At 75.3% G+C, this 24,312-nt stretch carries 18 protein-coding genes; 11 read left to right on the top strand and 7 right to left on the bottom strand.

Going from position 1 to position 24,312, the window contains the following annotated elements:
* Window positions 1-101: 101 nt before the first annotated feature.
* Window positions 102-1,001 (top strand): serine hydrolase domain-containing protein, encoded by a 900-nt coding sequence (locus RM555_RS03310; RefSeq protein WP_311410379.1) that lies wholly within the window; start codon window positions 102-104, stop codon window positions 999-1,001.
* A 48-nt stretch (window positions 1,002-1,049) separates the two neighbouring features.
* Here RM555_RS03310 and RM555_RS03315 read toward each other — a convergent pair whose 3' ends face one another.
* Entirely contained in the window at window positions 1,050-2,444 is a 1,395-nt protein-coding gene (locus RM555_RS03315; RefSeq protein ID WP_311410380.1) for an N-acetylmuramoyl-L-alanine amidase, read from the bottom strand.
* Window positions 2,445-2,748: 304 nt separating this feature from the next.
* On the opposite strand from RM555_RS03315, the gene RM555_RS03320 reads away from it, so the two are divergent.
* The 3 genes from RM555_RS03320 (at window position 2,749) to RM555_RS03330 (ending at window position 6,689) form a co-directional block, all read left to right on the top strand.
* Window positions 2,749-4,155, top strand: a complete 1,407-nt coding sequence (locus tag RM555_RS03320; protein WP_311410381.1) for a hypothetical protein — start codon at window positions 2,749-2,751, stop codon at window positions 4,153-4,155.
* Between the two features lie 66 nt (window positions 4,156-4,221).
* The gene (locus RM555_RS03325) at window positions 4,222-5,451 is read left to right on the top strand and encodes an AAA family ATPase (RefSeq protein ID WP_311410382.1); all 1,230 of its coding nucleotides are present in this window, start codon (window positions 4,222-4,224) and stop codon (window positions 5,449-5,451) included.
* Window positions 5,448-6,689: a vWA domain-containing protein gene (locus RM555_RS03330; RefSeq protein ID WP_311410383.1), complete on the top strand. Its 1,242-nt coding sequence runs from the start codon at window positions 5,448-5,450 to the stop codon at window positions 6,687-6,689. The genes RM555_RS03325 and RM555_RS03330 overlap by 4 nt, the downstream gene beginning before the upstream one ends.
* A 39-nt stretch (window positions 6,690-6,728) precedes the next feature.
* Here RM555_RS03330 and RM555_RS03335 read toward each other — a convergent pair whose 3' ends face one another.
* The 5 genes from RM555_RS03335 to RM555_RS03355 form a co-directional block, all read right to left on the bottom strand.
* Window positions 6,729-8,168, bottom strand: coding sequence for a nitroreductase family protein (locus RM555_RS03335; protein WP_311410384.1), 1,440 nt, complete (start codon window positions 8,166-8,168; stop codon window positions 6,729-6,731).
* 140 nt (window positions 8,169-8,308) lie between these two features.
* Entirely contained in the window at window positions 8,309-10,102 is a 1,794-nt protein-coding gene (locus tag RM555_RS03340; protein ID WP_311410385.1) for a right-handed parallel beta-helix repeat-containing protein, read from the bottom strand.
* 172 nt (window positions 10,103-10,274) lie between these two features.
* Complete coding sequence (locus tag RM555_RS03345; protein ID WP_311410386.1) at window positions 10,275-13,175, bottom strand: ATP-binding protein; 2,901 nt, start codon at window positions 13,173-13,175, stop codon at window positions 10,275-10,277.
* An 83-nt stretch (window positions 13,176-13,258) separates the two neighbouring features.
* Window positions 13,259-13,495, bottom strand: coding sequence for a hypothetical protein (locus RM555_RS03350; protein WP_132240737.1), 237 nt, complete (start codon window positions 13,493-13,495; stop codon window positions 13,259-13,261).
* 86 nt (window positions 13,496-13,581) lie between these two features.
* Window positions 13,582-16,770: a type 2 lanthipeptide synthetase LanM family protein gene (locus tag RM555_RS03355; RefSeq protein ID WP_311410387.1), complete on the bottom strand. Its 3,189-nt coding sequence runs from the start codon at window positions 16,768-16,770 to the stop codon at window positions 13,582-13,584.
* Window positions 16,771-17,077: 307 nt separating this feature from the next.
* Here RM555_RS03355 and RM555_RS03360 point away from each other — a divergent pair, with 307 nt between their 5' ends.
* The 4 genes from RM555_RS03360 (at window position 17,078) to RM555_RS03375 (ending at window position 20,667) form a co-directional block, all read left to right on the top strand.
* Window positions 17,078-18,895, top strand: coding sequence for an AfsR/SARP family transcriptional regulator (locus RM555_RS03360; RefSeq protein ID WP_311410388.1), 1,818 nt, complete (start codon window positions 17,078-17,080; stop codon window positions 18,893-18,895).
* Window positions 18,896-19,040: 145 nt separating this feature from the next.
* Window positions 19,041-19,415 (top strand): hotdog family protein, encoded by a 375-nt coding sequence (locus RM555_RS03365; RefSeq protein ID WP_132240739.1) that lies wholly within the window; start codon window positions 19,041-19,043, stop codon window positions 19,413-19,415.
* On the top strand, window positions 19,412-19,924 hold the full coding sequence (locus tag RM555_RS03370; protein ID WP_311410389.1) for a 3-hydroxyacyl-ACP dehydratase FabZ family protein: 513 nt from the start codon (window positions 19,412-19,414) through the stop codon (window positions 19,922-19,924). The genes RM555_RS03365 and RM555_RS03370 overlap by 4 nt, the downstream gene beginning before the upstream one ends.
* Complete coding sequence (locus tag RM555_RS03375; protein ID WP_311410390.1) at window positions 19,921-20,667, top strand: SDR family oxidoreductase; 747 nt, start codon at window positions 19,921-19,923, stop codon at window positions 20,665-20,667. The genes RM555_RS03370 and RM555_RS03375 overlap by 4 nt, the downstream gene beginning before the upstream one ends.
* Here the strand turns inward: RM555_RS03375 and RM555_RS03380 are convergent.
* Window positions 20,639-21,475, bottom strand: a complete 837-nt coding sequence (locus tag RM555_RS03380) for an SDR family NAD(P)-dependent oxidoreductase (protein WP_311410391.1) — start codon at window positions 21,473-21,475, stop codon at window positions 20,639-20,641. The two genes, RM555_RS03375 and RM555_RS03380, sit on opposite strands and share 29 nt — an antisense overlap.
* A gap of 179 nt (window positions 21,476-21,654) precedes the next feature.
* Between RM555_RS03380 and RM555_RS03385 the strand changes: the two genes are divergently transcribed.
* From RM555_RS03385 to RM555_RS03395, 3 genes are read left to right on the top strand one after another with little or no spacing between them, the layout of a single operon-like run.
* Complete coding sequence (locus RM555_RS03385) at window positions 21,655-22,611, top strand: beta-ketoacyl-ACP synthase III (RefSeq protein ID WP_151456122.1); 957 nt, start codon at window positions 21,655-21,657, stop codon at window positions 22,609-22,611.
* A gap of 24 nt (window positions 22,612-22,635) precedes the next feature.
* Window positions 22,636-22,875: an acyl carrier protein gene (locus tag RM555_RS03390; protein ID WP_132240744.1), complete on the top strand. Its 240-nt coding sequence runs from the start codon at window positions 22,636-22,638 to the stop codon at window positions 22,873-22,875.
* Window positions 22,872-24,233: a condensation domain-containing protein gene (locus RM555_RS03395; RefSeq protein ID WP_311410392.1), complete on the top strand. Its 1,362-nt coding sequence runs from the start codon at window positions 22,872-22,874 to the stop codon at window positions 24,231-24,233. Before RM555_RS03390 ends, RM555_RS03395 begins: the two co-directional genes overlap by 4 nt.
* The last annotated feature ends 79 nt before the right edge of the window (window positions 24,234-24,312 follow it).

Genomic DNA, 24,312 nt, shown 5'->3' on the forward strand with positions numbered 1-24,312 from the left:
CCACGAAAACGGTGTTGAGCAGGCGTCCTGGCCCGTACCCCGAGACGGGCGGCGGAAACGGGGACGCGCCGGCGGCCCGCCGGCTCGCGTATCGTCCGCCCGTGAGCGCCGAACTCCTCGACGACTTCGTGCGGGCGGACCGCGACCGTGCCCTGGGCACGTACGGCATCCACGTCCACCGCGAGGGCCACCCGCCCGTGGCGCACCGCTTCCGGTCCGACGACCGGGTGAACCTGTACTCCGTCGCCAAGACGTTCACGTCCGTGGCCGTGGGGCTGGCCGAGGCGGAGGGGCGGCTGAGCCTCGACGACCGTCTCCTGGACCACCTGCCCGAGCTGCGGCCGATCGCCGCCGACGGGCTCGGTGCCGTCACGCTCCGGCAGGTGCTGACGATGACCAGCGGCACCAGCCACCGCTGGTTCGCCGACGAGCGGATCACCGCCGCCGACCTGCTCCACGAGATCGTCGCCGCGCCGCTCGCCGCCGCGCCCGGGACCCGCTTCGCGTACACGGGTTCGGGGTCGTACGCCCTCGGCCGGGTGATCGCCCGGGTCACCGGGGCCGACCTGCGCTCGTTCCTGCTGCCGCGCCTGTTCGCGCCGCTGGACCTGCACAACCCGGCCTGGCACGCGTGTCCGCTGGGTCACCCGCTCGCGGAGAGCGACCTCTTCCTGCGTACGGAGGAACTCGCGCGGTTCGGCCAGCTGCTGTTGCAGGAGGGCCGGTGGGACGGCCGGCAGGTGCTGCCCGCGCGGTACGTGCGGCGGATGACGGGGGACCGGGTCGACACGAGCGCCGTCACGTACGGCGAGCCGTACACCCACGGATACGGGTTGGGCGTGTGGCTCGACCGGGCCGACACGTACCGGTTGGACGGCCGCTACGGCCAGTACGTGGTGGTCAGCCCCGCGCGCCGGGCCGCCGTCACGGTGACCGCGCACGCGGAGCGCGACGAGGAGCTGCTCACCGCGATCCACGAGCTCGTCGTCGCGCGGTGCTGACGCGCAGGTGCCGTCCACCCGGCGGGCGGACGGCACCTGCCGTGGTGGTCAGCAGCGTGGCACGCCGGGAATGAAGCCGTCGTGGCCGGTCAGGACGTACGCGTCGGAGACGTACCGGTTGGTGCCGATCCGGTCCCAGACGTTGCTCGTGCCGTAGGGGCCGGTCACCGTGGTGCCGACGGCCTGGCAGTAGATGCTGACGGTCGCGCCGTCGGCGACGGAACCCACGACGGCGTAGCCGGTGCCGGGCCCGGAGCGCACGTTGAGGCTCACCCCCTCGGTGTTCACCGTGCCGGAGCCGACGCCGGTCTGCTGGTTCACCAGCTGCATGTAGTAGGACCAGTTCCAGTTCGGGCCCGGGTCGGTGTGGGTGGCCCCGGGGACCTCGTGGTGACCGATGATGTGCGTCCGGGTCTTGGGGATGCCGTACTTGTTGGCGAGGCTGCGGGTGAGCGTCGCGGACGCCCGGTACATCGCGTCGGTGAACCAGGCCGCGTTGTCGACGTACCCCTCGTGTTCGATGCCGATGGACTGGGTGTTGTAGGTCCAGTTGCCGGCGTGCCAGGCGATGTCCTTCTCCCGCACCGACTGGGTGACCGCCCCGTCTGAGGAGCGGAACGTGTAGTGCGCGCTGGCCTGGGCGGCCGGGTTCTGGAACCAGCTGATCGAGCCGGCGTAGCTGCCCTGCGTCACGTGGATGACGATGTACCTGACGGAGTGGCTGGTGGGTCGGCTGGCCACCGTGTAGTTGCTGGTGCTCGCCGGCGCCCACGCGGCCGGCCCGTAGTCGGTGCTGAGGATGCCGGGCCCGTCCGATTCGCCGCCCGGCAGGTCCCGATCCGGTGCCACCTGGCGGCCGGGGACCTTCGCCACCCCGGGGTGGCCGGTCTCGAAGCCGGTGCCGAGCAGGTCGTAGACGGCGTCCGCGTAGACGCGGGCGAGCGCCGGGCTGGCCGCGCCGCCGTAGCGGGCCACCGCGGCGTACCACTCGTCGACGTCGTCGCGCCCGGCCGCGCTCAGGCCGGCCTGGTCGGCGTAGGAGCGCAGGACGGCGGCCGCTCCGGCGATGTTCGCGGCGGCGTCGGCGCGCAGCGCGGCACGGCTGAGCCCGGTCAGCGTGGCCGCCTCGTCCAGGGTGCGCAGCTTGGGGTTGCTGACCAGGTGCATCATGCCGTAGCCGCCCGCCGCGCTGGGTGCGCCGCCGTGGCCGTCCAGGCGGGTCTCGGCGTAGCCGAGGGCGACGAGCAGGTCGCGGGGGACGTCGTACCGGCCGGCGGCGGTGTCGAAGGCGGTGGCCAGCCGGGCGGCCGCCGGTGGGGCCCCCTCCGGGGCGGCCGACACGGGGGCGGCGGCCAGGGCTGATTCGGCAGTCAGGACCAGGGTCGCGGCCAGCATGGCGCTGAGCAGCCCACGCCTGCGTCGCGCGGCGAGTCGAGCAGTCATCTGCACCCCTCACAATATTCGCCAATGTCGATGAGGATCGGCGGGTGGCGGTAACCTACACCGCGATCGACGGCGATGTAAATGCCTTCCGTGGCGGTGCGGTGAGGTGGCGGAAACCTTCAAGCCGGTGCGCCGGGCGCCTCCGGTGGAACTACCGCGCCGAGTGGACGGGCGGGAGGCGGGCGGCCCCGGCCGGGACGGGGTAGGGCCTGGCGGGTCCGGTGCCCGCACCGGTATGCTCCCCGCCGATGACGACTTCCTCTCTCACCAGATCGGAGGCCCGGTTCTCGCAAGGTGAGTGCTGATGCACTCCCGACCCGCGAGTCCGGACCCTCGTCCGTCCTTCTGGCCGCACGTGCGCGAGTTCGCCGTGCCGCCGTCCATGATCGAGGTTGCCACCGCCCGTCGGGCCGTCGGGGACTGGGCCGGGGCGTGCGCCGCCGCCCGCGTCGACGCCGATGTCGACCTGCGCTCCGTCGCCCGTACCCACGGTCGGGAACTCGCCGACCGGCTCCGCGCCGACCTTCGCCACCTGGCTCCCGACCTGCTGCGCTGGCATCTGCCGAGGATCGCGCCCGACGGGCTGCTGCGCCCCGGCCTGACCATCGCGCTGGCCCGCTACGACCGGGGTGGACGCCCCGCCGACACCGTGCACCTCGTGGTCCGGACGCCACCGGCCTGGGCCGACGCCGGTCAGCGGTTCAGCCTGGCGCTGTGGGACGGGCCCCGCTCCGGTTCCGGGCCCTGTCGCCATCCGCACCCGCACCCCGACCGCCGGTTCCGCCTCGACCTGCACCGCCACCTGTGGGACGCGCGGCGGGCCGGTGAGCTTCGCGTCCGGTCGGGGGCGGACCGGCCGCCCGAGGACGAACCCTGCGCCGTCCTACCGGAACCGCTGGGGACGGCCGGGCGACGGTGGGGCTGGGCGGTGCAGAGGTGGCCCGCCGAGGCAGCCATCCTGCTGCGCGCCGAGGGACGGGCCGCTGGTCCGGTCGTCGTACGGGTCGGGGCGCGACGCCACCTCATGCTGGAGGTGGCGGCCGGAGACGGTCCCGGCCCGCCCGAGGTGCGGACCGTGTCGTCGCCCATGCGAAGCCGCGTCGGGACGCACGGGTCCACGCCGGTGTTGCCCGACGCCGCGACCTGGGTGTCGCCGGACCTGGAACTGCTCCGCAGCGGGCTGATCGGGGCCGACCGGCTGCATCCGCTGGTCGCGTCGGCCCTGGCACCCGGCGGCCCGGCGGGGACCGCGTCCCGGACGACGGACCGGGCGGGACAGCCGCGCCGGGTGCGGTGCCGGGGAGCCTGGCACCGGATCGGCCTGGCCGACGGGACGCTCGTCGCGCTCGACCACGACCCGGTCGAGGTGCGCCGGGAGGAACTCCTGGCCGCGTTGACCGGCACCCCGCTGCCCTGCCTCCAGGCGATCGACGAGGCACACCGCCACCCGGAGTGCCTCCCCGAGGTCCGGGCCCGCCTGGACCACGGCGACACCGCCGGCGCGCTCGCCGTCGTCGAGGCCCTGCTCGGACCCGACGCGCGGGTGCGCGACGGGGCGCTGCGCAACGAACTCGAGTCGGCCGCACTGCGGCGGGTCACGTACGGGCTGTTCCGGGCGGGACTGGCCGGGACCGGTCCCGGCCCCGCCGCCGCCGAGCGTCGCCGTACCCGCGACCGTCGCTCGCGTCCGCGCCACGGAATCGCCCGCTGACCGAGGGCCCCGGCCCCGCACCATCTCGCTCTTGCACCCCACCACGAGAAACCACAGGTGATCACCATGCCCCTTGCCGTCGACCGGACCTCCGACCCGCAGCTCGCCGTCGCCGCCGAGTTGCTCTCCCTGTTGCGCGACACCACCACCGAACCCCGATCCGACACGCAGCTGGAGGCACTGACCCTGGCCGTGGCCGCCGACCTGCCCGTGCTGTTGTGGGGTGAACCGGGGATCGGCAAGACCGCTGCCCTGACACAGCTCGCCGAGGCGCTGGACCTGCCGCTGACGACCGTCGTCGCCAGCGTCCACGAGCCGTCCGACTTCTCGGGGTTGCCGATCGTCGGTGACGACCCCGCCACGCAGGGTGTCCCGATGGCGCCGCCGGACTGGGCCGTACGCCTCGTCCGGGCCGGCCGCGGGCTGCTGTTCCTGGACGAGCTGTCCACCGCCCCGCCGGCCGTCCAGGCCGCCCTGCTCCGCCTCGTGCTCGAGCGACGGGTGGGCGCGCTGCGGCTGCCGCCCGGCATCCGGATCGTGGCCGCCGCGAACCCCCGGTCCTCGGCGGCCGACGGCTGGGAGCTGAGCCCGCCCCTGGCCAACCGCTTCGTCCATCTCCAGTGGGTCCACGACCACGAGGTCGTGGTGCGCGGCCTGGGCGGGACGTGGCCCCGGACCGCGCTGCCCCGGCTGTGCCCCGAGAGGTTGCCGGAGGCCGTCGCCTTCGCCCGGCGCGCGGTGTGCGGGCTGCTGTCGGCCCGCCCCGCGCTCGTGCACCGGCTGCCCGGCAACGAGACCCGCCGGGGCGGCCCGTGGCCCTCGCCCCGTAGCTGGGAGATGACCCTGCGCCTGATCGCCTTCGCGACTGCGGCGGGCACCTCCCGGGAGGTGCTCTCGATGCTGGTGCGGGGCACGGTGGGCGACGGCCCGGGGCTGGAACTGCTCGCCAGCATGGACCGGATGGACCTCCCCGACCCCGAGACGTTGCTGGCCGACCCGGCGGCTGCGGTCCTGCCCGAGCGGGGCGATCTGCGGCAGACCGTGCTGGACGGCGTGGTGGAGGCCGTCCGCGGGCGCCCGGAGAGGGGGCGCTGGGACGCCGCGTGGGCGCTGCTGGTCCGGGCGCTGGAAACCGGCCCGCCGGACCTGGTGGTCGTTCCCGCGAGCACGCTCGCCGCCCTGCGCCGCGAGGACTGGGACGTGCCGGCGGCGATCGAGCGGCTCGCCGGAGCGGTGTCGGTGTCCCGGCGAGCCGACCAGGCCCGGCTCGCCGCCGCCGCGGGGAACGGCCGGTGAGCCCGGAACCGGGGACGCTGGACCGGGAGAAGCTCTTCGCCGCCCGGCTGCACGCCGTCCGGGTCCGGCCCTACCTGGCGTCGGCGCTGTTCGCGCTGCACCTGGTGGAGTCCCGCCGGGTGCCGACGATGGCGGTGGACCGGCACTGGCGGTGCTACGTCTCCCCGGTGTTCGTGGACCGGACCCCGGTCGAGGAACTCGCCGGGGTGTGGGTGCACGAGGTCTCGCACCTGCTCCGTGACCACCACGGGCGCAGCGACCGGGTCGCGCGGGAACGGGGACTGACCGGGCCGGGGGAGCGGCTACGGATGAACATCGCCGCCGACTGCGAGATCAACGACGACGTGTTCGGCGACGGGTTGACCCGGCCCGACGGCGTCGTGGACCCGGCGACGCTGGGGCTGCCCGAGGGGGAGCTGATGGAGGACTACCTGCGACAGTTCCGGCTCGGGCCGCGCACGCAGGGGCTGGTCTGGCTGGACTGCGGCAGCGGCGCCGACGGGGCGGAGCGGGAGTGGGACCTGGGGCCGGACGGCGCACAGGGCCTCAGCGCGCAGGAACGCGACGCGGTGCGGTTCCGGGTGGCGGAGGGCATCACCGGGCGTCCCGGGGACGTCCCGCAGGGCTGGCGGAGGTGGGCGGAGGAGGCGTTCCACCCGCCCCAGCCGTGGCGGGACCTGCTGGGGGCGGCGATCCGCTCGGCGGCCTCCGGCGCGGGCGCGGGTGAGGACTACACGTACGGCCGGCCGGCGCGGCGCTCCGCCGGGGTTCCCGGCGTCGTCCTGCCGAGCCTGCGGCGCATGCCACCCCGGGTATGCGTGGTCGTCGACACCTCCGGGTCGGTCAGCGACGCCGAACTGGGCAGCGCGCTGCTCGAGGTCGCGGCGATCTCCCGCGCCGTGGGCGGCCGGCGTGACCTGGTCAGCGTGCTGTCCTGCGACGCGGCGGCCCGGACCGTGCACCCGCTGTGCCGTGCCGAGGAGATCCCGTTGGTGGGCGGGGGAGGGACGGACCTGCGTACGGGCTTCGCCCGGGCGTTGCGGACCCGGCCCCGCCCGGACGTCGTCGTCGTCCTGACCGACGGGCAGACGCCCTGGCCGGCCGCGCAGCCGCCCTGCCGCACGGTGGTCGGACTGTTTCCCCGCCGGCACACGTACTCCGGGTCGTGGAACGAGGACGATCCCGAGTACGTGCCGGACGCACCACCGGAGTGGGCGCGGGTGGTGGTCATCGGGTAGTCCGGCGGCGGCCGCGCGGCCCAGCTCCCCGGGGCGGCGTCACGCACCGCCGAGGCGGGGCGTGACCGGGCGGATCTCGACCGGGGCGCCCGGCCGCCCGCCCGCGCGCGAGCGGTACTCGGGGACGCCCACGCAGGTGAAGAGCAGCGCCGCGAGGTCGTCCGGCTCGCCGAGCAGCCCTGGGACGTCCGAGTCGAGGAAGGTCATGCCCGAGGCGCCCGCGCCCAGGGCGTACGCCGCGAGGTGCAGCCGGCCCTCGGCGAGCCCGGCGGCGAGCTGGGCGTCGCGGTAGCCGCGGTCGTCGAGGGCCGACTGCGGCGCGGCGGCGACGACGACGTAGGCGGCGTCGCCGGCGAGCGCCTGGTCCAGGCAGACCCGGAGCAGCTCGTCGCGCAGGTCACCGGCGCGCAGCGGCGTCGACAGGTCGGGCCACCGGTAGAGGCCGGGCGGCACCCCGTCGACCCCGTGCACGGCGACCCAGTGCGGCACCGGCACGCCGCGCAGGGCCGCGGCCAGGGGCCATTCCAGCAGGGCGCGCGGCAGTGTCCGGGACCTGTCCATCCGCCGCTGCGAGCCGCGCCGGCGGACGACCTCGTCGAGCGGGTCGGACGGCGGGTACGCCGGCAGCGGCTCCGCCGACGGCCAGGGCGCGCCGAGCACGTCCCGCTCGCCCGCACGCTGGGCGGCGGTGCACAGCGGCAGCTCGACCGGGGGCAGCTCACCGGGGAGCGCCGGCCCGGTGGGCCCGATCGCCGGATCGCCGTCGCCGAACGACAGCAGGGCCAGCGGGTACTCGTGGACCCCGTCCGCGCCGACGAGCGCGCGCACGGTGGCGTCCGGGAAGAGCGACCGCAGCCGCGGCGACAGGCCGGCGCTGTCGGCGGCCGCCGACAGCTGGGCCAGCAGCGTGCCGGCGTCCCAGTAGAGGTGTCGCCAGCCGCGCTCGGCGTAGCGCCACCCCGTGCGCCACGGCACGCCCGTGACCACCAGCGTCGTGACCGCCCCGGTCGCGGCGGGAGCCACCTGGACGAGCGCGTGCCGCCGCGCGTCGTACCAGTGCACGCCGTCCGGCACCCCCGCGACGCCCCGGGTGCTCGCGTAGACCTCCAGCGGGAAGCGCGCCCCGGCCGAGCCGGCGGCGCGGTAGAGGAAGGGGCGGCCGTTGCGCTCGGCGGTGCGCACGACGCCGGCGCCGAGGAAGAGCACGCGGCCCAGCTGCGCCGCGTCGAGGGGCTGCGCGGGGGACGCGACGCCGGCCAGCACGGCGGTCGCGGGGACGCCGGGGTCGGGCAGGTCACGCGGCAGGGCGAGAACGGCCGGACCGTCCGGGTAGCCCTTCATGGGCGGCGGCAGGGTCCCGGGGTCGTTCGGGACGAGGTCGTGGCGGACGCGCGGATCGTCCACGGGCACGTCCCACTCGCGGCTCGGCTCGTAGGACGTCAGCCGGTGCAGCAGCCCGGCGCCGGTGTCGAGGTCCATCCGGCCATCCTGCCAGCGCGGAGCGCCGGGCGGTGGCCCCGACGGGCGACCCGCACGGCACGCTCCCGCGCCGGTGCGGGGGGCCGCCGGGCGGTTGGAGGGCCGGCGGAGCCACCGCCGACCGCCCCGGCCGGTCCGGCTCAGATCCGGGCGCCGACGTCCGCGCCGTTGGCCGGGCGCAGGAACGAGGAGGTGGGGATGGCGCCGTCGGCCGTACGGGGGCCGGTGATCGTGGCCGGGTCCGTGCTGACGAGCGGCCACGTCCCGCCGAGGTTCCACGAGTTGCCGGAGCCGGTGGAGCCGCCGAGCGACACGTCGGTGGTGTTGCCGACCGCGAGGTTGCGGGTGAGCACCGAGGTGGAGCGCGACACGTTGAAGCCGTCCTTGCCGTTGTCCCAGGCGGTGTTGCGCTCGAAGACCAGCGGGCCCGGGTTGCCGTTGTCGATGAAGCCGCCGGCCGAGTTGCCCCAGGCCATGCTGTTGCGGGTGACGTGGGCGACCGCCGGGCGCGGATCCGTGCCGCCGCCGTTCTTGAACCCGTTGCCGTCCCCGGTGTAGTCGGGCAGGCCCCAGTAGTTGTAGCCGTTGTCGTAGGCGACGCTGTTCTCGATGAGCACGGGCGACAGGAACAGCCAGGCGTCGAAGCCGTCGTCGGCGTTGCGCCACAGCCGGGCGCCCCGGACGACGTTGCCCGTCCCGGAGCCCTCCTTGATGGCCAGGCCGTCCGCGCTCTCGCCGTTCTTGCGCGGGTCGCGGTTGCCGTAGCTGTCGAGGTCGACGACGTGGTTGCCCGACGAGGTGCCCTGCAGGTGCAGGCCGGTCTCGTAGTTGTCCCGGGTCACCAGGCGCTCGTAGCGGCCGTTGTTGGTGTCCACACCGAAGATGCCGTACGGACCGTTGACGATCTCCAGGCCGACGAACCGCCACCAGTCGCCCTCGACGTGCAGGGCGCCCCGGTCGGCGCGGGGGATCGAGGATCCCACGGCCCCGGGGGTGTACGGCATGTTCTCGCCGTCGATGACCACGCGCTCGCCCTGGTAGGCGGTGAGGGTGATCGGCTGGGACTGGCTGCCGTCCTTGAGGATCTTGATGGTGCTGGCCGGCGCGTAGGTGCCTCCGCGCACGGCGATGGTCCCGCCGGGCTGCACGAGGTCGTGGGCGCGCTGGATGGTCCGCAGCGGCTCGGCCAGGGTGCCCGGGGCGGCGTCGTCGCCGTTCGTGGCGACGACCAGGGTGCCGGCGGCCGGCGGCGGTGTGGTCGGCGGGGGCGTGGTCGGGGGAGCGGTGGTCGGCGGGGTGGTCGGGCCGGTGCCGCCGGAGCTGACCACCACGTCGTCGAAGCTCGCGCCAGCGTGGGCGGTGACCAGCGCGATCCGACCGGCGCCGGTCAGGGTGCCGTTCGCGTCGCCGACCCGCACGCCGTCGACGAATCCGCGCACGGTGCTGCCGGCGGTCTCGATCCGCAGCGTGTGCCACGCGCCGGTGGAGCCGACGCCGGCCGCCGAGCCGAGCACGGTGATCGCGCTGCCGTTGACGGCCTGGAGTTCCGCGCGACCGTCGGCCAGCAGCGACAGCCGGTACATCTTCGTGGAGCTGCTGGCCCGGGCGGCGATGGCGACGAGACCGCCGCTCCCGTACGAGGTCGGCTTGACCCGGGCCCGTACCTCGTAGTCGGCCCAGCTCGGCTGCCCGGCGAACATCCGGGCGAGCTCGCTGCCGGTGTTCGACTGGCGGAGCACCGGCGAACCGTCGGTGGTCACCGACCAGGTTCCGCCCGACTTCGACCAACCGCCGCTGTCGCCGTCGCCGAAGTCGTCGGAGAAGAGGGTGGCGGCGTGGGCCGTCGAGACCATGCTCGCGGCCAGGGCGAGCGCGGTCGCCGACACGCCGACCGCGGCGACCGCGCCGCGGGTACGTCTGAGCCTGTCACGCACGGGGGTCCTCCTGGTGCGGTGCGGGAGCGGTCCGGGCTGGCCGGCGGCAATGCGCCGTCCGGCGAGGCCCCGGATCCATGCGGGAAAGGGCTTTCCCTCCTGTGACGCTAGGGCCGCCCGGACATCGACGTCAACGTTCGTCGATTGCAGGAATGTTGCACCGCGTCGCCGCTCAGCCGCTCTCCACCTCGGCGGCGTACTCGCTCAGCGCGATCCGGTTCGGCAGGCCCGTCTTGCCGAGCAGGCTGGACACGTGCCGTTCCACGGTGCGCGGGGACAGGTGCAGCCGACTGGCGATCTCCCGGTTGCTCAGCCGCCCGACCAGCAGCCGCAGCACCTCGAACTCCCGCACCGTCACGCCCACCGACCGCAGGCCGGAGGGGATGTCGCCCGCGCCGGAGCGGCGCTGCGTCATGCGTACGCCCGCCTGGCGCAGCAGGGCCCGGCAGGCGCTGGCCACGGCCGGCACGTCGCTGTGGTGGAAGTGCTCCTCGGCGGCGCGCAGCCACTGCACCGGCGTCCCCCACCCGTCGGCGAGGGCCGCCTCACACACCAGCCGCAACGCGAGGTGCCGGCCCATCGCGTACGGCGCCCCGGCCCGCATCGCCTCCGCCGCCGCCTCCGCCGCCTCCTCCGGCCGACCGGACCGGCCGAGCAGCACCGCCTTCGCGAAGAGGGCGAACTGCAGGTCCCAGCGCAGCCGGCTCGCCGAGTCGCCCTGCACCGCCTCGTACGCCGGCCAGCCGGCCTCGCCGGACATGACCTGGAGCAGCAGATGCAGGCCGTGCCGGCCGGAGAGGTGGAAGACCGTCGGGCTCTGCGCCTCGGCCTGGAACGCGCGGGCCAGTTCGTCGAGGGCGCGGGGCCGGTCCTCCTCCAGTAGCGCGCAGAAGGCCCTCGCCAGCCCGTGTACGCGGGAGGCGTGCAGGGCCTGGTCGCCGCTCCACCGGCGGAACTCGGCCAGCGCGTGCTCCATCTCCCGGCGCCGCCCCTGATGCGCGGCGAGCACGGCGCTGACCAGCAGCACGTACTGGGTGGTCTCCAGCAGCTTCAGCCGGGTGGTCGCGGCCAGCACCTGCTGGACGAGGGCACCCGCCGTGTCGAAGTCGCCCCGCAGCACCGCGTGCAGGGCGAGGCTGGCCTCCGCCTGTTGGCGCGCCGTCACCGCGCCGGCCTGGGAGGCCCGCTCCCGGGCCTGTTCGAGCCGGTCCAGCCGCGCGTCGCGCAGCGCGTCGTCGTTGCCGAGCCGGATCAGTGCGTGGATCTCCCAGATCGGCAGCCGGTGCTGCGCGGCGATCGCCAGGGCCCGTTCCAGGCAGCGTGTCGCCTCCGCCGGATCGCGGTGCCGGATCAACGCGCCGAGCAGCTGCCAGGCCTGGCAGGCCACCACCGGCAGGGGGACGGTCTCGGCGACGGTGGCGGCCCGGCGGGCCAGCGCCTCGGCGGTGGCGAGCTGGTCCTGCCCGGCGGTGTCCAGCACCAGGTGGGCGGCGACCACGTCGACCGGCGCGGTGTCCTCGGCGGCGGCGTCCGGGCCGAGCAGGGCGCGCGCCTGCTCCACCTGGGCCAGCCCCTCGGCCGAGCGGCCGGCGACCGTCGCGGCCCAGGCCAGCCGGGTGTGCAGCTGTGCCCGCCGGCGCGGATCGACGCCACCGATCTGGTCGAGGGTGCTGACCGAGGCGAGCGCCCGCTCGACCAGTCCCGCTTCCGCCAGGGCGTGCAGCAGGGCTTCGAGGGCGGCCGCCCGGGCCACCGGGTTCTCGCCGAGCAGGCCGATCGCGCGGTCCAGCAGGGCGACCGCGGTGGTGGCGCCGCCCTGTGCGATCGCCCGCCGGCCCGCCTCGGTGAACAGCCGGCCGGCCGCCTCCGGGTTGTCGGCCTCCAGGTGCAGGGTCGCCGAGACCTGGCACCATTCGCCCGGCAGGCCGGGGAAGACCGCCGCCACCGCGTCGGCCATCCGCTGGGCGAGCCGGGCGCGGTCGGCGGGGCCGAGGAGGCTGAGCAGCGCCTCCCGGGTCAGCCGGTGCCGGAAGGCGTACCAGTCGGTGAGCTGGTCGTCCACCGTGACCAGTCGCCCGGCGACGTCGCCGCACAGGTGGTCGAGCACGTCGTGGTCGCTCAGCCCGGTGGCCGCCTGCACCACGGCCAGCGGGAACCGCTGGCCCAGCAGCGCGCCCATCGAGAGCAGCTCCCGGGCCTGGGGGCCGAGCTGCTCGACCCCCTGCGCCATGCCCCGCGCGAGGGTGCCCGGCAGGGCGGCGGGCAGCTCCTCGGACAGCCGCCAGCCCTCCGGGCCGCCGATCAGCAGCGCGCCGTCGACCATGCCGGCGACGAGTTCCTCGATCAGGAAGGGGTTGCCGGCACTGCCCGTCGAGACGAGGGCGTGCGCTGCCGCCGGCACCCGCTCCGGGTCGGCGTCGAGGCAGGCGCCGACCATCTGCCGCAGCGCGTCGTCGTCGAGCCGGCCCAGCTCGATGAGGGTGCACTGACCGCGTTGGGCGGCCGACCGGGCGATCGTCGACGCCGCGCAGGGCTCCGCCCTGATCGCCCCCAGCAGCAGGGTCGGTTGCAGGGCGAGGTTGTCGATCAGGTACTCCAGCACGGTCAACGTCTCCGTGTCGGCGTCCTGGAGGTCGTCCAGCAGCATCAGGCAACCCCGCCCCGCGCCGGCCACCCCGGTCAGCCGGAGGACGGCCTCGGCGAGGATCACCAGGGACGCGTTCTCCTGGTCGGCGGGCGGCCGGCCCCAGTCGGGGACGAGCCGGCCGAGGATCGGGCCGTACGGCCCGAGCACGGTGGGGTCGACCGGCCCGGACCGCAGCAGCGACAGCAGCGCCTCGGTGAGGGGACGCAGCGGCACCGCGGTACCGATCGTGCTGCCCCGGCCCCGCATCACCCGCATGCCTGCCGCGGTGGCCAGCTCCGCGACCCTCGACGCGAGGCGGGACTTGCCGACGCCGCTCTCGCCCACCACGAAGACCGCGCCGCCCCGCCCCGCCCGCGCCGATTCGAGGCTGTCCAGCACCGCGCGCAGTTCGGCGTCCCTGCCGATGAACTTCGAGGAGCGGTACACACTGCGCACGCTATCCGAGGAGGCAGGCCTCGCCCAACGCGGTGCTGTCGACGCCGGTCCCCCGAACGGCTACCGTGCGGTCGTCACATCGGCTTCTCGGGGCAGCAGGTCGTCAGAGGCGCGGCGTCCGCCGCCGCGCCGGCGTCACCGACGAGACCGCCGATCACCATGCCCACGGGCACGACCAGGCTGGCGAGGGCCGCCGCGCGGATCCCGAAGGTCACGACGGGCTGCAGCCACATCGCCCCGGCCGGGTCGTCGACGGGCGCCGCGGAGTCGGTCTCGTCGACACGGCACGGGGGGAGCTGGTTCTCGGACAACTGTCATTCCTCCTGTTGGTGACTTCGTGGGTCGTTTCCAGAGCTGGCGGCTCCTCTGGAGATCGTCGTCGGTCGCCCGGCGGACCTCAACCCGAGGTGCGCGGTTCAGGGGTCGGTTCCAGCAGCAGCACCGACGGCACCGGCCCGGCCCCGGAGAGCCGGAGCAGCCCGTACCCGATGCCGGCGAGGCCGGTGAGCAGACCGGGGGTGGGCACGTTGCCAGGGGTTCCGCAGGACGCCCCGTACCGGTCGACGGCGTCCAGGATCCGGCCGGCACGTCGCCGGGCCGCGCCACCGTCGAGCACACCCGTCGCCTCGGCGACGCCCAGCTCGCCGTGGCAGAGGCTGAGGTCGTCGAGCAGCGGACGGTCGGTGAGCAGGCGTACCGCCCCGTTCGGGGCGAGGGCGTGGTGGGCGAGCGTCAGGCCGGCGGCGCCGCGACACCAGCCGTACCCCACCGCCCCGTCGCCGCCGGGGGTGCCGGCCCGGCGCAGCGCGCGCCGGGCCGCCCGCGCGTACCGGGCGCCACCGGTGCGGGCGTGGCGGCCCAGCGCCCAGCCGATGCCGGCCACCCCGTCGGCGAAGCCCACCCCCGCCGGCAGCTCGTCCCGCTCGATCGCGGCCACGAGCCGGTCGGCCCAGCTGCGGGCGAGTGCCGCCGCCGGCGCGTGGTCCAGCTCGGCGTGCACCGCGTCCATGGCGGCGAGACAGCCCGCGCCGCCGTCGGCCCAGGCCACGGCCGCCGGGCCCGCGCTGGCGGCGGCGGCCAGATCGACCGCCGCGCGGGCCTGCCCGGCGAGCCCGGGGTCGGCGAGCAGGGTGGACAGCCGGGCGAGCCCGTAGGCGATGCCGCCGAGGCCGTACAGCCCGCCGGGGCCGATCGCGGCGACCAGGTCCGGGCGCGCGTCGAGCAGCTGGAACAGCCCCGGCACCCCGGCGACGGCCCGGTGGGCCAGCTCGGCGTAACGGGCGGTGCCGGTCACCGCGGCGAGCTGGCCGAGGAAGAGGGCGACCCCGAGGTGTCCGTTCGCCAGCCCGGCCCCCATCGGCAGGACGAGCCACTGCCGGTCGTCGACCAGCTCCAGGCCGAGCCAGTTCACCCGGTCCGCGCCGGTCACGCTCCGGGCCTGGATCTCGTCGGCCAGCGCGCACGCCGTGGCGAGCAGGCGCTCCGGCGACGCGGCGGCGTCCACGACCGGCCGGGACGTCGGCGCCCCGGTGTGCCGGCCGTCGACCGGGCGACGGGTCGCCAGCGTCGCCGCGACGATCCACTCCTGGTGCCGCCGGTCGGCCTCGCCCAGCGCGGCGATCTTGCCCAGCGCCGCGTCGAGCCCGCACCGGGCCAGCGGCACGGGCAGCGGCTCGCCGCCCCCGGCGACGCGGACGGTCCGGCTGCCCGGGGTGCCCTCGAACAGCGGGACGTCGCCCGCCCACAGCGCGGCGGCCTCGTGCCGCGGGAACTGGGCGAGGAAGGGGTGCCCGGCCACACTGGACCAGAGAACGCCGAACGCGCGGTCCCGCTCCAGCGCGTCACCGAGCACGTCCGGGTGGGTGGTCTCGGTGAGCAGGGTGTGGTACGCCGACGTGGGCCGGGCGACCAGCCGTACCGGGACGTCGGCGCACGACGCGACGAGTTCGGTGAACTCCCGGCGGTGCGCCCGGATCGTCTCGTACGCCTGCCGGAACCCCTCGCGCAGCGCCGGCTCGTGGGCACCGGGATCGACCAGGGCGTCGCCGACGCGGGGTCGGTTGCGGCCGCCGGCGAAGTCGACGGCCCGCCGGGTCAGCCGCATCCGGTCGGTGCCCGGGTCGGCCCAGTCGAGCGCGCTGACGGGTGCGGTCCCGCCCCGGTCGCCGCCGACGCCGGACAGGTCCATCGCCCCCTGGTCGCCCACGACGATCACCGGTATCAGGCCGGTCCGGTGCACCGAGGCGGTCAGCAGGTCCGCGGCCGGGTCGCCGGTGCCCACCGGCTCGCCCAGCGCGGGGTGGAAGAGCGTCTCGGTGTCCACCACGACCGGTGTGTCGCCGGCGGCGATCAGGTTCTCGTAGTGCATGTCCGTGGCGTGCAGGGCGTGCAGCAGCGCGACCAGGGCGCCCTGCCGGCGGTAGAACCCGTCCGCCTGCCCCGGGTGGCGCAGCGCCGTCGCGTCGACGTACTCCGACCAGCCGTAGCCCGGTCGGGTCAGGGCGGCGACCCCGCGCAGCCCCAGCCCCGGCGCCCGCTGCTCCAGCCAGTCGACGAACCCGGTGAAGCGGACCTGGGAGGCGAGGTCGCGCGGCTTGTAGACGACGCGTCGGCCGTCCGCGAAGCGCAGCACGCTCGTCGTGCGGCCACCGGTGTGGGCGTCGCCCAGGTTGCTGCCGACCGCGACCAGCGGACCGGGGTCGTCGCCGCCGAGCAGGGTGCCCACCAGGTCGTCGCGGTCGGCGACGAACCGGGTCAGGAGTTCGAGCCCGGACCGGGCGGCCGCCGTGCCGGCCTGCGCCAGCAGGCGGGCCAGCACGGGATAGCGGTCGACCAGCTCGGCGAGCCCGGCGGGGTCGCAGAGCTGGGCCACGAAGTCGGCGAAGCGGGCCCGGCCGTCGGCGCCGGCGAGCCGACCGGCCGCGCGGCGTCGGTGCAGCTCCGAGACCAGCGTGCGGGCCGCGACGGCGAGCAGGCGGCGACCCAGCGCGGCGGTGAACTGGTCGGCCAGGGCGGCCAGGTCCACCGTCTTCTCCGTCGCGATCCGACGGGCCCCGACGAGGAACCGGTCGGTGGCGACTTCCACGAACGGTCGCAGGGGTGCCGTGAGGGCGGCCCGCCAGTCCGCCTCCTCGGCCGGCCGCCGCGGCGCGGCTGGGGCGGCCAGGGCCGCCTCGACGGTCTCCGCCCACGCCGGGCGGGTCGTCCTGGCGGCGAGCGCGGCCCGGTCCTCGGCCAGCAGGTCGTGCAGCCCCGCCTCGTCGAGGCCGACCTCGGCGAGCCGCGCCCCGAGGCCCGGCCCGTGCCCGTCCCGCCACCGGGCCAGCCGCCGGCCGGCGCCGTCCGCGCTGCCTGTGCTGCCTGTGCCGCCCATGCCGTCGGGGCCGCGGCTAGCCGTGCCGGCTGCGCCGCACGTGGTGCCGGCGGTGTCCGTGGCGTCCGCGTCGCGCGGGGCATCGGCGGAGCGTCGGCCGGGCGCGCCCGGCGCGCGTTCGTGCAGCGCGAGCCCCGGGGCCCACCAGTGCGGGGCCAGCCGTACGCCGGAGCAGGCGTTATCGGTGGCGCCGGCCAGGGGAGTCGAGGTCACCGTTGCACGGTGCCAGAGCGGGGCGCGGAGTTCATGAGTGGAAACTACTCACATTCCTGCCCCGTTGCTGGCCACGCCGGTGTGCGCGAACCCGCGCGGGTCCACGGACGACGGGACCGGCCGGGCCGGCGGCGGCGCCTCGCCCCACCTGCGACCCGCCCCATCCTAGTCACGATCGGTGATCAATTGAATGGCCAGCGTGACGTCGACGGGAAAATGAGTGCCGCCCACGCATGTGGACGCTGCCCGCGCCGATGAGTCTTCGGGCGACTGTTCTACCCGGGGCGGCGCGATGATCGGAGCCAGGATGGAGTTTCGGGTACTCGGGCCGGTGGGGGCCTGGAAGGGTGACTCGGAGGTGGCGCTGGACGGGGCGAAGCAGCGCACCGTGCTCGCGGCGTTGCTGCTCGCCGTGGGGCGTACCGTGCCGGACACCCGGCTGTGCGAGCTGCTCTGGGGGGAGCGCCCGCCGGCCACCTTCGCCGCCCAGCTCTACAACTACGTCTCGCGGCTGCGCAAGTACCTCGGCGCCGAGGTGGACATCGTCCGGCAGTGGTCGGGCTACCAGATCCGGACCGGCGCGGCCCGGCTCGACCTCGACGAGTTCGAGCGCCTGGCCGAGGCCGGTCGGGAGGCACTGCGCGACGGGCGGTACGCCGAGGCCGCCGAACGGCTGCACGCCGCCATGTCGCTGTGGCGCGGCCCCGCGCTGTCCAACGTGACCGAGCACCTCGTGACGGCCGAGTCGCACCGGATGGCGGAGCTGCGGATGGCGGTCCTGGAGAGCCGCATCGAAGCCGACCTGCGGCTGGGACGCCACGTCCGGCTGGTCCCCGAGATCACCAAGCTCGTCGCCGAGCACCCGCTGCACGAGGGGCTGCGGGGCCACCTGATGACCGCCCTGCTGCACTGCGACCGGCAGGCCGACGCGCTGGCCGCCTACCACGAGGGCCGCCGGGTGCTCGCCGACGAACTGGGCGTCGACCCGGGGCCGCTGCTCACCGAGGCGTACCGGTCGATCCTCGCCGGCCCGCCGGCCCCGGCGGTCGTCGCGGAGCCGAGCTGGCACGGCGTACGGCCCGCGATGCTTCCGCCCGGCGTCGGTGACTTCGCCGGCCGGGAGGAGGAGCTCACCGGGCTGCTCCGGGTGCTGACCGCCGAGCCGAGGGCCTGCCCGCCGGTCGCCGTGGTGACCGGGATGGCCGGCGTCGGCAAGAGCACGCTCGCCCTGCACGCGGCCCACCTCACCCGGACCGCCTTCCCCGACGGCCAGCTCTACGCCGACCTCGGCCGCGCGAGCGGCAACGCCGTCGAGCCGTACGACGTGCTCGGCTGGTTCCTGCGCAGTCTCGGCCACGCCGAGTCGGCGATCCCGAAGGGGCTCGACGAGCGGGTCCGGCTCTACCGCAGCCAGCTCGCCGGCCGGCGGCTGCTGGTCATGCTCGACGGCACCGCGGGCTACGCGCAGGTGAGCCCGCTGCTGCCCGGCGACCCCGGCTGTCAGGTCATCGTCACCAGCCGGCTCCGCATGCCCGAGCTGGCCGGCGCCACGTCGATCGAGGTCGGCACCCTCGACCGGGAGCAGGCGCTCGCGCTGCTCGGCCGGATCATCGGGGCGCAGCGGGTCGCCGAGGAGGCCGACGCGGCCGGCCGGATCGTCGAGCTGTGCGGTCGGCTCTCGCTCGGCGTCCGGGTCGCCGGATCCCGGCTGCTGGCGCGCCCGCACTGGTCGCTCGGGTACCTGGCGGACCGGCTCGCCGACGAGCGGTACCGGCTGGACGAGCTCCGGCTGGGCTCGATGGACGTCCGGGAACGGCTGGACAGCAGCTACCACCAGCTGGCCGACCAGGGCCAGCTCGCCCTGCGCCGGCTGGCGCTGTTGCGCACGCCGGCCTTCCCCAGCTGGTGCACCGCCGAGGTGCTGGGCGTGTCCCGGCACGCCGGCGAGGAGGTGGGGGAGAACCTGGTCGACGCCCGGCTGCTGGAGATCGTCGAGTCCGACGGCGGCCGGCGGCAGCGGTTCCGCTTCCACGACCTCGTGCGCGTCTTCGCCCGGGAGAAGGCCGACCAGGCCGACCGGGTGCTGGTGGCGGGCGCCGGGGCGCTGAGCGCGGTGGGGAACTGATCCGACGCCGGGACCGACCTTCTCGGCCGCGCCCGGGGTCCGGGCGCGGCCGGCGCTCGCCCCTGCCCGCCGTGACCAGCGCCGCCGGGCGCGCGGCGGGCCGGGACAGTAGAGAAGATATAGCCGCCGAGCCCATGGTGGCCTGGTGAACGCCCTGACATCGGCCGACTGCGCGACGGCCGTTCCCATCGACGTGGAGCACGTCGCACCCGACACGATCGTGGCCAGGATCCGCCCCGACCTCGGCGATCCGGTCTTCGCCGGCCACTACCCGGGATTTCCGTTGCTGCCCGGGGTCCACATCTTCGAGTTCGTGCACCGGGCGGTCCGCGCCGCGGCCCCCGAGCTGACGCTGGCCGAGATCGTCAGCTGCCGGTTCCTGCTGCCCTTCCGGGGCGACGACGAACTCGTCGTGACCATCCGCCGCAGCGGCGACCTGTGGCGGGGCGAGGTCGCCGCAGCCGCAGTGCCGGTCGCCGAGGTGCTGCTGCGCTACGCGAGCGAGGAGTGCGCACCATGATGGGGATCGAGGAGATCAGGCGGATCATCCCGCACCGGCCGCCGATGCTGCTGGTCGACCGGGTCACCGAGCTGGTGCCCCGGCGGCGGCTGGTGGGCTCGCTGACCGTCACCGGTGACCGGCCGCTGCCGATGTCGCTGCTGCTGGAGTCCTGGGGGCAGGCGGCGCTCGTGCTCATCCGGCACGACCGGCCGATGCCGGACGTGCTGACCGACGGCGTGCCGGTGGCCGGGGTCTTCGAGCGCATCCGGTTCGGCCGGCCGGTGCTGCCGGGGGAGACGGTGGAGCACCACGTCACCATGACCCGGCTGGTCGCCGACACGGCCTTCGTCACCGGCGAGAGCGTCGTCGGGTCCACCGTGGTGCTGCGGGTGGGCCGCCTGGTCGGTGCGATGCGGTCGGTGGAGTCCCTGCGCGCGTCCCTCGACGCGGCGACCCGGGAGCCCCACCCGGTGGCCCCCGCGCAGCCGGCCGGGCCGGCCCCGGTGGCGTCCGGGGTGGCGCGGTGAGCGCCGGTGGGCGGCCCGTCGCACTGGTCACCGGCGGCTCCCGGGGGATCGGCCGGGCGGTGGTGCTGCGGCTGGTCCGCGACGGCTACGACGTGGCCATGTGCTACCAGTCCAGCAAGGACGCCGCCGACGAGGTCGTCGCGGAGGCGGCCCGCGACGGCGGGCGCGTGCTGGCGCTGGCGGTCGACGTCGCCGACCCCGCCGCGGTGCGGAACTTCGTGTCGACCACCGAGCGGGAGCTGGGCGACCCCGAGGCGGTGGTCACCGTCGCGGGGATCATCCGGGACCGGCCGCTGGCCCTGATGGCCGACGCCGACTGGCGCTCCGTGATGGAGGTGAACCTCGACGGCACCTACCACGTCTGCCGCGCGGTGGTCCGCCGGATGATGCGCCGGCGCAGGGGGTCGATCGTCACGGTCTCCTCGGTGTCCGGGGTGGCCGGCAACGCGATGCAGACGAACTACTCCGCCTCCAAGGCCGGGATCATCGGCTTCACCAAGGCGCTGGCCAAGGAGGTCGGCCGGTACGACATCCGGGCGAACGTGGTGGCGCCCGGCTACGTCGACACGGACATGATCGCCGCCCTCTCCGACGAGCTGGGCGCGATCGCCCGGGACCGGGTGGCCCTGGGCCGGCTCGGGCGCAGCGAGGAGATCGCCGACGTGGTGGCGTTCCTGCTCTCCTCCCGGGCGTCCTACCTGACCGGTCAGGTGGTCACCGTGGACGGCGGCCTGTCGATGTGACCGGCCGCCGGCCCCGGCCGGCGGCCGGCCTCGGGTACCACGGTCCGAGCAGCCGGGTCAGGATCTCGGTGCGGTAGGCGTCCGCCCCGACCAGGATCCGGGCCCGGTTGCGGGCCACCCCGCGCAGGATGGCGCGGGCGGCGTGCTCCGCCGTGACGTCCACCGAACGCTCGAAGTGCTCCCGGACCGCCTGGTAGTCGCGCAACCCGTCGTTGCGGGCGTTGCGCATGATGTTCGTCCTGATCCGGCCGGGATGTACGCAGCTCACCCCGACCGGCACCCCGTCGGCCCGCAGCTCCTGCGCCACCGCCTCCGTGAAGCCCCGGACGGCGAACTTGGCGGCGTTGTACCCGCTCTGCATCGGCGCACCGGCCAGCCCCAGCACGCTGGAGACGTTGACCAGGTGACCCCGCGACGCCGTCAGCAGCGGCAGGAACGCCCGGGTGCCGTGCACGACTCCCCAGAAGTCGACGTTCATGACCCATTCGAGGTCTTCCCAGGTGCCGTCGGAGACCGAGGCGAGCAGGGTCACCCCGGCGTTGTTGACGACCAGGTCGGCGCAGCCGAAGTCGCCCTCGACCCGCTCGGCGTGCGCCAGCACCGCGGCCCGGTCCGACACGTCCAACCGGTATCCGCGCACCTGGCCGTCGCGGCCCGCGCAGCGCCGTACGGTCTCCCGCAGCCCCTCGTCGTCCACGTCGGAGACGGCGAGCCGGGCGCCCCGGGCGGCCAGCTCGACGGCGAGCGCGCGGCCGATGCCCGAGCCGGCGCCGGTGACCACCGCCACCCTGTCAGTGAAGTCTCTCATCCTGGACCTTCTCGCTCGGCCTTCGGGCCTCGGCGGTCCGTGCCCGGCGCAGACTTCCGCCGCCGGCTATGGCATTCCTATGCCGCGTCGATATGTAGAGAAGCTATGAGGCGGCTGCCCGAGCCTTTCTCCCGGCAGTCCTCGACACGGCTGCCGGCCGGGTTGACGAAGGGAGAACGATGTCGAGCATCTTCGGTTCGGCGATCACCGGGCTCGGCGCCTATCGGCCCACCCGCGTGGTCACCAACCCGGACATCGCACTGCGTACGGACGTGACCACGGAGTGGATCGAGGAGCGCACGGGCATCAAGACCCGGCACGCCGCCGGTCCCGGGGAGACCGTGCCGGTGATGTCGGCCGAGGCCGGCGCGAAGGCGCTGGCGATGGCGAACGTCGACCCCTCCGAGGTCGACCTGCTCATCCTGGCCACCGCCACCAAGCGGGACCGGATCCCGGGCGGCGCGCCGGAGGTCGCCCACCGGATCGGCATCCCCGCCACCGGCGCGTTCGACCTGAACGCCGCCTGCGCGGGCTTCGCGTACTCGGTGTCGGTCGCGTCCAACGCGGTCCGGCTCGGCGAGGCGCGCAACGTGCTGGTCGTCGGCGCCGAGCACCTCACCGAGTTCATCGACCCCGAGGACCCGGCGACGTACGTCATCTTCGGCGACGGCGCGGGCGCGGCGGTGATCTCCCGCTCCGGGACCGAGGGTATCGGCCCCGTGGTGTGGGGCAGCGACGGCCGGCGGGCCCCGATCCTCGGCACGAAGTGGGCCAAGGACGGCAAGGAGTACGCCTCGATGAACGGGCCGCTGGTCTACCGGTGGTCCACCAAGAACATCCCCCCGGTCGCCCGGGAGGCCTGCGCCCGCGCCGGGATCGACCTGTCGGAGATCGACTGGTTCGTGCCGCACCAGGCGAACCTGCGGATCATCGAGCAGCTCGCCGAGATCCTGGAGATCCCCGAGGAGAAGGTCGCCCGGGACGTGATCGACACGGGGAACACCTCGGCGGCCTCGGTGCCGCTCGCGCTGAGCCGGCTGCACGAGAGCGGCCGTACCAAGCCCGGCGACAAGGCGCTGCTGCTCGGCTTCGGCGCCGGCCTCGCCTACGCCGGCCAGATCGTCCGGATGCCCTGAACACCCTCCCGAAAGGACACTGACATGACCGTTGACCAGGTGGCCGCCGACGTCGAGCAGCTGACCCGCAAGCTGATGACCGAGGAGCCGGACCGGCCGATCTCCGCCGACGACACCTTCGTGGACCTCGGCCTCGACTCGCTCAAGCTGGTCGACCTGCTCGGCGCCGCCGAGATGCACTTCGACATCGAGGTGCCGGACGAGGAGGTCGGCAACTTCGTCCGCGTCCGGGACCTCACCGACTTCGTGCTCGGCGCCAAGTGAACGCCGGCGACGGGGACGCCCGGGAGCTGTCCGTCGGTCAGGCCGCGCAGTGGGCGCTGTACCGACTCGCGCCCGAGAGCTCGACCAGCAACGTGGTGACGGCCGTGCTCGCCGAGCCGGTCCTCGACACCGACGTGCTGCGGGCCGCCCTCGTCGCCGTCCAGGCTCGGCACGACCTGCTCCGGTCCCGGTTCGCCGAGACCGGGGCAGGACCGGTGCGGCTGGTCGACCCGGTCGGCCCGGGCACGATCGAGGTCCGCGACGTCGGCGACGTGGACGACGAGGCCCTGCGTGCGCTCATCCACGCCGTCGGCGAGCAGCCGCTCCGGCTCGAACAGGACGGCCCCCTGCGGGCGGTGCTGCTGCGGCGGGGCACGGACTGCGCGTTGGTGCTGGTCATCCACCACATCGCCACCGACGGGCTCTCCCAGTATCTGATCTGGCGGGACCTCGGCGACGCGTACCGGGCGGGTCGGGGCGGGGACACGGTGGACTGGCCGACGCGGCCCAGCTACGACGAGTTCGTCGCCCGCGAGCAGGCCATGCTGGCCGGACCCCGGCGCGCCGAGCTGGCCGAGCACTGGGCCCGTACCTGCGCCGGCGCCACCGCCGCCACCCTGCCCACCGACCGGCCGCGCTCCGCCACCCGCTCGTACCGGGGCGCGTCCGTGGCCCGGATGCTGCCGGACGACGTCGCCCGGCAGGTACGCGCCACGGCCGCCACCCTGGCGGTGACCCCGTTCACGGTGCTGCTCGGCGTCTTCGAGGCGCTGCTGCACCGGTGCACCGGACAGGGCGAGTTCACCATCGGCTGCCCGGTCTCGCTGCGGCGGGGGAGGGCGTTGCGGGAGGTCGTCGGGATGCTGGTGAACCCGGTCGTGCTGCGGTCGTCGTTCACCCCGGGCACCACCTTCGCGACGGCGATCGCCGCCGCGGGACGCCAGCTCTCGGAGGGCGTGGCACGCGCCGCCTACCCGTTCCCCCTGGTCCAGGCGGCCCGCCGGGACCGGGACCCGCTGGTGCGGGTCACCATCACGCTGCTCACCCGGCAGCACGGCGACACCCTGTCCGACACCAGCAACGGCTTCGTCGGGCACCGGGTCCGCCAGCTGGTGGTGCCGTACGACGAGGGGCAGTTCGACCTCGCCGTGACGGTGCACCAGCTGCCCGACCTGTCCCTGCGTACCGAGTTCAACTACGACCGGGACCTGCTCGACCGCGCCACCGTCGAGCGGCTCTTCGACCAGTACCTGGCCCTGCTCGGCGCGGCCTGCGCCGACCCGGCCGCGACGGTGGCCGACGCCCGCCTGGCCGGCGACATCGACGAGCGGATGCTGCTCGAACTCGGCATGAGCTGAGCACCCCGGTCATCCGGCGCCCGTCGTCGACGGGTGCCGCACAGCGCCCGCACGGCGGTTGCGGGCGACCTTCCGTCAG

Origin of the sequence: Micromonospora reichwaldensis, from assembly GCF_031845925.1 — a bacterium.
GTDB classification, from domain to species: domain Bacteria; phylum Actinomycetota; class Actinomycetes; order Mycobacteriales; family Micromonosporaceae; genus Micromonospora; species Micromonospora reichwaldensis.

Excerpts from the sequence above, each read along its gene's own strand:
- RM555_RS03315 (WP_311410380.1), bottom strand. The coding sequence starts at position 2,444 with ATGACTGCTCGACTCGCCGCGCGACGCAGGCGTGGGCTGCTCAGCGCC.
- RM555_RS03320 (WP_311410381.1), top strand. The coding sequence starts at position 2,749 with ATGCACTCCCGACCCGCGAGTCCGGACCCTCGTCCGTCCTTCTGGCCG.
- RM555_RS03325 (WP_311410382.1), top strand. The coding sequence starts at position 4,222 with ATGCCCCTTGCCGTCGACCGGACCTCCGACCCGCAGCTCGCCGTCGCC.
- RM555_RS03335 (WP_311410384.1), bottom strand. The coding sequence starts at position 8,168 with ATGGACCTCGACACCGGCGCCGGGCTGCTGCACCGGCTGACGTCCTAC.
- RM555_RS03360 (WP_311410388.1), top strand. The coding sequence starts at position 17,078 with ATGGAGTTTCGGGTACTCGGGCCGGTGGGGGCCTGGAAGGGTGACTCG.
- RM555_RS03370 (WP_311410389.1), top strand. The coding sequence starts at position 19,412 with ATGATGGGGATCGAGGAGATCAGGCGGATCATCCCGCACCGGCCGCCG.
- RM555_RS03380 (WP_311410391.1), bottom strand. The coding sequence starts at position 21,475 with ATGAGAGACTTCACTGACAGGGTGGCGGTGGTCACCGGCGCCGGCTCG.
- RM555_RS03385 (WP_151456122.1), top strand. The coding sequence starts at position 21,655 with ATGTCGAGCATCTTCGGTTCGGCGATCACCGGGCTCGGCGCCTATCGG.
- RM555_RS03390 (WP_132240744.1), top strand. The coding sequence starts at position 22,636 with ATGACCGTTGACCAGGTGGCCGCCGACGTCGAGCAGCTGACCCGCAAG.